Annotated in this window: 3 protein-coding genes; 2 read left to right on the top strand and 1 reads right to left on the bottom strand. The window is 37.9% G+C overall.

Annotation, left to right across the window (positions count from 1 at the left end; translation table 11 throughout):
- Together ACY65O_RS16765 and ACY65O_RS16760 are read left to right on the top strand one after the other, a co-directional pair.
- Positions 1-1,493: phosphoenolpyruvate carboxylase (locus tag ACY65O_RS16765; protein WP_462222011.1), on the top strand; the 1,493-nt coding region annotated here is incomplete at its 5' end.
- Positions 1,494-1,604: 111 nt separating this feature from the next.
- Complete coding sequence (locus tag ACY65O_RS16760) at positions 1,605-1,991, top strand: hypothetical protein (RefSeq protein WP_462222010.1); 387 nt, start codon at positions 1,605-1,607, stop codon at positions 1,989-1,991.
- A gap of 67 nt (positions 1,992-2,058) precedes the next feature.
- On the opposite strand, the gene ACY65O_RS16755 is transcribed toward ACY65O_RS16760, so the two are convergent.
- The coding region (locus tag ACY65O_RS16755; protein WP_462222009.1) for a GH36-type glycosyl hydrolase domain-containing protein at positions 2,059-7,656 on the bottom strand (5,598 nt) is incomplete at its 5' end.

Raw genomic sequence — 7,656 nt, 5'->3', positions numbered from 1 at the left:
CATCGCTTGATGTAAGGCAGGAAAGTACTGTACATAATATGGTGCTGGAAAATATACATGGCGAAGTGTACAGCAAATTATCTGCAGCAGAAAAAATTAATTTTTGTACTAATGCCCCGACAGTACCAACAGAAAAAATATATGCTGATGCATTAGTTAACGACACGGTAAAAAATATAAATGCAATTCAGGATATTCAAAAATTTAATGGCGAAGCCGGTTGTAACCGTTACATTATCAGCCAGTGCAACAGTGCATTGAATGTGCTGGAAGTGTATGGTTTGTTTTTAAGCTGCGGCTGGAAAAAAGAAAATTTATCCATTGATATTGTTCCGCTTTTTGAAACCATTGATGATTTACAACATGCAGCAATGGTGATGCAAACTTTATACAGTAATGAAGGTTACAAAAAACATTTGCAATTAAGAAGGAACAGGCAAACCATAATGCTTGGCTTTAGCGATGGCACAAAAGATGGTGGTTATTTAATGGCTAATTTTAGTATTTATAAAGCCAAGGAAGCACTTACAAAAATTAGTAAGCAACATGATATTGATGTAATATTTTTTGATGGCCGTGGCGGCCCGCCTGCAAGGGGTGGCGGAAAAACGCACCAGTTTTATGCCAGTATGGGAAAAAATATCAGTAATAAAGAAATACAATTAACTATACAGGGACAAACTGTAAGTTCTAATTTTGGAACTATAGATTCGGCACAATATAATATTGAGCAGTTGATACATGCAGGAATCAGCAATGAAATTTTCAGCAACAAAACCATTACACTGCAGCAAACTGAAGAAGACCTATTGCAGCAACTTGCAAAAGAAAGTTATCAAGCTTATGTTGATTTGAAAAATCATCCTGATTTTTTAGATTACTTATCTCATGTAAGTCCTGTAAAATTTTACAGCGAAACTAATATTGCCAGCAGGCCAAGTAAAAGAAGCAGCGGCAGTAAATTGGCATTAAAAGATCTTCGTGCCATTCCTTATGTTGGTGCATGGGCACAATTAAAACAAAATGTTACCGGCTATTATGGCGTTGGCTCTGCAATTGCTGCGTTGGATAAACAGGGAAAATTAAATACTGTAAAAGCATTGTACAGTAATTCTTTATTTTTTAAAACGCTGATGGACAATTGTGAAATGGCCATGAAGAAATGCTACTTTCCATTAACAGAATATTTAAGTAAGGATGAAAAATATGGTGAAATATGGAATAAAATTTACCAGGAGTATGAACTTACAAAAAAATATGTTTTGCAATTAAGCGGCAGTACCGAACTGATGAGTAATTATCCTGTTGACAGTTTATCCATTGCAATGAGGGAAAAAATTGTTTTGCCATTACTTACCATACAGCAATATGCCATAAATAAAATGAGGGAGATGGATGAGCAATTAATTAATTCCCCCATGAAAGAAACTTATGAAAAGCTGGTGATCCGGTCTTCTTTTGGTATTATTAATGCAGGAAGAAATTCGGCATAAAAGACCAGAGTGAAATTGTTTTCAATTTTATTGAGGCATAACAATTAAATTTGTTATAAGAAATTTTTACTGTATTTACGTACAGTATTTTTTTATTTTCAACAAAAAATTATGATGTCGCTCACCTTACAAATTACCTGGCTTTTTTTACTGGCCATACCTGTTGCCTGCATTGCCTGGACGGTTACACATGAAGAGGTATTTAAAGAGCCACGTGAATTTTGTGAAAAATGGAGCAAAGAAGGCAAATCGCTTTTAGTAAGAAAGTTTTTTTATTTGTTTACCTGCGAATATTGTTTCAGCCATTATGTTACTATTGCAATGCTCATTTTCAGCGGCTATAAATTATTATTGGCCGACTGGAGAGGTTATGTGATTGCAGGATTTTCCTTAGTATGGATTGCCAATATTTACATGAGCATTTTTGCAAGGATAAGAATGGAAATAAAAAAAGAAAAAATTGAAATTGCTGTTAAAGAAGAACAGTTGAATAAATAATAATCTACCAAAATTTAAGGTCCTATTCTTATTTAAGAAAGAGTTGATGAAATTTTATTTTATCCGTTTATACTTCAATTAAATTCTTCGCCTTCAGCGCAACACTTAATCCATCCTGTGGTTCTCCATTTACAATTAATCTAATCTTTTCATTTTCCTGTATTATTTCAAAAACAAATTCTCTGCCGCCATAATTGAAATTTATTTTTATGCCATTCCATTGTTCAGGTATGCAGGGTTTAAAATGCAGCATATCCCCTTCTCTTCTTAATCCAATAAAAGAATTGATTATTAGCTGGTACATCCATCCGGCAGAGCCGGTGTACCATGTCCATCCGCCACGGCCTTTATGCAATGGCTCGGCATATACATCTGCAGCAATTACATAAGGCTCTGTTTTATACACGCCAATTTTTTCTTCGGTATTACCACGGTTTAATGGGTTGATCATTTGCAATAATTCCCAGGTTCTTTTTTTGTCTTCAATAGCAGCAAATGCCATTACCAGCCAAATTGCTGCATGCGTATATTGTCCGCCATTTTCTCTTACGCCGGGTACATAGCCTTTTATATAGCCGGGGTTCATAGCCGATTTATCAAAAGGTGGTGTAAACAATTGTATCATGCCGTCTTCTTTTTGTACCAAAAATTTATCGGCAGATTGCATAGCGGTTAAAGCATTTTCTTTTTCGCCTGCTGTTGATAAAACCGACCAGCTTTGTGCAATAGAATCTATTTTACATTCTTCGTTTTCTGTAGAACCTAATGGTGTGCCATCATCAAAATAGGCACGGCGGAACCACTCGCCATCCCATGCATTATTATTAATGTTCTGTTTTAAAATTGCTGCCTGCTCTGTACATTTTCTTGCATACGCTTCGTCTTTATTAATTTTTGCAACAGTAATAAACTGCAGCAGGATATCGTAAAGAAAAAATGCCAGCCATACGCTCTCCCCTTTTCCATGGTGCCCCACTTTATCCATACCATCATTCCAATCGCCACTGCCAATTAGCGGTAAGCCGTGTACGCCAAATACCAAACCATGATCAATTGCCCGTACACAATGCCGGTATAAAGTTTCAACCATGTCTGATTTAATGGGCAAATCAAAATAAGATTCTTCACCAGTATTTAATAAACGTCCTTCAAGATAAGCCACGGGTTCTTCTAAAATTTTATTATCGCCTGTTGCTGCAATATATTTTGCGGTTACATAAGGCAGCCACAAATAATCATCGGAGCAGGTAGTGCGTACTCCACGTCCCATTGGTGGATGCCACCAGTGCTGCACATCACCTTCTTTAAATTGCCGGGATGCACATAAAAGAATTTGTGCCCTTACAATATCCGGCGTAGTGTGTACAAGAGATAACACATCCTGCAACTGATCCCTGAAACCGAATGCTCCACCGGATTGATAAAAACCGCTTCGTGCCCAAATACGGCAGGCCAGTGTTTGATAATTTAACCATCCGTTTGCCAAAATATTTATCGCTTTATCCGGTGTTTCAATTTGTACTGCACCTAAAGTTTTATGCCAGTAGTTTTTCACATTATCCAAAGTAGTATGTGCAGCGTTTGGGCCATCAAAAGTTTTTAAAATATGAATGGCTTCTTCCATATTTTTTCCGGCACCTAACCTGAAAATAATTTCTCTTTCCTGGTCTTCTGCAAAATCTAATACTACCTGTATAGCCGCACAAGGATCCAAAGCTGCGCCAGTTTTTCCTGATAATTTTGCCCTGGTCATTGCATCAGGATTAGCCAGTGTTCCATTGCGGCCAATAAATTCTGAACGGTCGGTAGTGTGTGTACGGTTAACATCATCTACATCAAAAAATGCTACCCTTCCGCTAAAATCAGTGTTGTAAGCATTGGTTGCCATCAACGCACCGCTCTGCACATCCACTTGTGTAATCGTATGCATTAAAGATTTTTTTCTCAAATCTCCCAGTACCCATTCTACATAACCTGTTGCAGAAATTCTGCGGCTTCTGTTAGAAGTATTTTTTATTTTGATGACAATAAATTTTATTGGTGCAGCTGTATCCACATACACACACATTTCCGATTCGATGCCATCTTCGCTATGTTCAAAAATGGAATATCCAAATCCATGCCTGGTGATATAAGGTGAATGTCCACGGCAGGGCAATGGTGATGGCGACCAGAATCTTCCGCTTTCTTCATCTCTTAAATAAAATGCTTCGCCTTTTAAATCGCCGATAGGATCATTGTTCCATGGAGTGAGCCTTAATTCATGTGCATTTTCTATCCACGTGTACGCCTGGCCGCTTTCTGAAATTACTGTACCAAAATTTGCATTGGCAATTACATTAACCCATGGCGCTGGTGTAAGGTGAGTGGCTGTAGTGGTAATAACATATTCTTTTCCATCATTAGAAAAACCACCAATGCCATTAAAGAACTGCAGGTTGCTTTGCGGTGCTACGGAAGTAACCACAGAGGTATGAAATTTACTTGGGCTGAAATATGGAATGCTTGATTTTAATTTACTGCGCCTGTTCATTTGCTCTTCCAGTGTACCCAGAGAATCTGTAATTACAATATGTGCTACCGATTGAAAAAGGATCCTGTCTTCTGCAGAAATTTGATCGGCAGACCTGATAAAAATTCCGCCGGGATGTTCCCTGCTGTCGCCTGAAACCCCCGGTGCCACAAGGTTTTGAATATCGTTGTGCAATACCTGTCGATAACCACCATGATCCTCGTTCCAAATTACCAGATCAACCATCAACCCTTTTAAGCGCCAATAAGTATGTGCCTGCACTAATTGTTTTACCAGATCAATATTTGCTGCATCTTCAATTTGTAATAACACAATGGGTATATCACCCGAGATAGAGTAACCCCACAATCCTGATTGGCCCCGGTGATTTTTTAGGATATTTGCAGGATCAGTTCTTAATGACGGATTAGAAAAAATTATAGAACTGGCTAAACGGGAATATAATTGTGCATCCGCTTCGGAGGCATTTATCTGGCGTAAAATTACCTGGCTGTGTGTCCATACCAGCTCGAGTACACGATTGGTAAGATGCCTGTCCTGGTATTTTTCTACCAGCAGGTTGCATATTTCTTTTGTATCTGCTGCACCAAATATCATATCCACAATTGCTGTTTCCTGTGGTTCAATTACAATACTGTACTGAATGGCAATTACAGGATCCAGCACCGAACCGCTGTTACCTGACAAACCATTTTTTTGTTTTAATGCCTTTGGATCATTGATAGTAAAACCTCTTCCAATAAATTCACTCCTGTCGGTTTCGTAAGAGATGGTTTTAATTTCTGCATCATGCACCTTCATTAAATGAAACATCCATGGTGTACTTTCATCTACCGACCTTGGTCTTCTGGAGCAAAGTATTGCATTACGCAACCTGTTGATTTCTGTCTGTACAAACAGATTACTAAAAGCCGGATGAGCTTCATCTGCTGCAGCGGAATTTAAAACTACTTCGGCATAACTGGTTATTTCAATCGTTCTTCTTTTACGGGAGCGGTTGGTAATATGTATCCTTCTTAATTCTATATCATCTTCAGGTGATACTACAATTTCTGTATGCGTTTCCAATGAAAAATCACGGCGGCGAAATTCGGCACGCCCTTGCGAAAAAACAGCTTCATAATTTTCACCTTCTTTTAATGAAGGCTGAAATGATGTTGACCAAAATGCATCGTTATCTGCATCCCGGATGTAACAAAAAGTTCCCCAGTTATCGCAGGTACAATCTTCACGCCAGCGGGTAAGTGCAATATTTTTCCATTTACTGTACCCACCTCCGGCATTTGTTACCATTACATTGTATCTGCCATTGGATAATAATTGTACTTCCGGGATACTGGTATGCGGCGTATTGATCACCCTCATGGATGTATCGGTAACAGGATTAATACTGGTGTCGCCTGCATGTACACTGGGTGAATAGAAAGTGGTAATTCTTGGTACACGTTCCTGCAATAATAATAAAGTTGCCTTTACCAGTACATTACTTTCAAAACGTTGTTGCATGGGCCGGTTAAATAAAACATAGGCCAGCGATAAAAAACTCATACCCTGGTGATGCGCCATGTAAGATTTTACTATGGAGTGTTTTTGTTTTCTTAATAAACGGGATGCAGTATAATCTATTGCTTCATATAATCCATATTTTCCCTCAAAGCCTGCTGTTTTTAACACTTGTAAATTATCATATGCTTCATCCGGCGCAACCATTAAACTCATAACGGTTGAATATGGAGATATAACCAAATCCTCTCCCAGCCCACGTTTAAAACCAAGACCCGGTACACCAAATGCTTTGTACTGATAATTTAAATGTGCATCAACCATATTATAACCCGATTCTGAAATGCCCCATGGTACACTTTTTTTTCTTCCGTAATCAATTTGTTTTTGTATAACGGCTTTATACGTTTGATCAAGTAAAGTATTTTCGTAAGTTGGCATTACCAGCAGCGGCATTAAATATTCAAACATGGAACCACTCCAGGATAACAGTATTGGCGTAGTGCCTAAATTGGTTAATTGTCTTCCTAAAGAAAACCAACTTTCCTGCGGTAATTTTCCCTGTGCAATGGCAACAAAAGTGGTAAGCCTTGCTTCGGAAGCCAGCAGATCGTAATAACTGTTATCTCTTCTGTGTTCATCTGCATTATAACCAATGGTGAGTAAGTGCTGAGATCTGTCGTATAAAAAATCGTAATCAATAACAGAGAGTGCCCTGCATTTTAAAGCAAGCTGTTCCAGTGTTAACAAAATTTCTTTACCTCTTCGTCCGGCTTCTGTAATAAAAGTTCTGAACTGGTTGAGCCATTTATTTTCTTCTTCAGTATTATCATTGGTGTATGCAGTTACAATTTTTTGCAACAAACTTTGTTCTATTCTCGCCAACTGCTTTATAGTGGGTATAGCTGGCAGATCAGGAATAAGATGTTTAAATTTCTCAGGCACGTCCGGTAAAAGCAACCAGGCAATTAAAGAGGTTATTTCTTTTTTTATATTTTTTATTTGTGATAAAACTTTTTGTGACCATATTTCTTCATAACTGCCGGGTTCAAAATCGGCATAAATAATTATTTTTGTAAAATCATTTTCCAGCTCATCCAAATATAATTTTGCTTCAATGGCACTATCAGTTTTTTGAGGATAATTATTTTCAAGCTCCTGCAAAAAATTAACAAGTATTTTATTCCCGTTCGTTTTTTCAACAAGCACCCTTGCAGTATCAATAATACCCTGATACATTTTTTTTGTAAAAATTTTTTTATCCGCCAGCATCATTAACCCCTGCTGCATAGTAATAAGGTGGCCTGCAAGGTTACCGCTATCCACAGTAGAAATATACCGTGGTGCTAATGGCTGTAAAGTTTCTGTATCGTACCAATTGTAAAAATGCCCACGAAATTTATCCATGCGCTGCATGGTATTTAATGTATTAGTGGTACGGCTAATCACTTCTTCGGTGGTTATATATCCAAAATCGTGTGCTGTTAATATGGATAATAAAGACAGCCCGATATTTGTTGGCGAAGTGCGGTGTGCAATTCTCTCTACCGGTTCTTCCTGGTAATTATCCGGTGGCAACCAGTTATCCTGTGCTACAACAAATGTTTCAAAAAAGTTCCATATTTTTCG

This window comes from Ferruginibacter sp. (assembly GCF_031430955.1).
GTDB lineage: Bacteria > Bacteroidota > Bacteroidia > Chitinophagales > Chitinophagaceae > Ferruginibacter.
The sequence above is the reverse complement of the archived record's forward strand: the minus strand, read 5'-3'. Positions and strand labels throughout refer to the sequence as shown.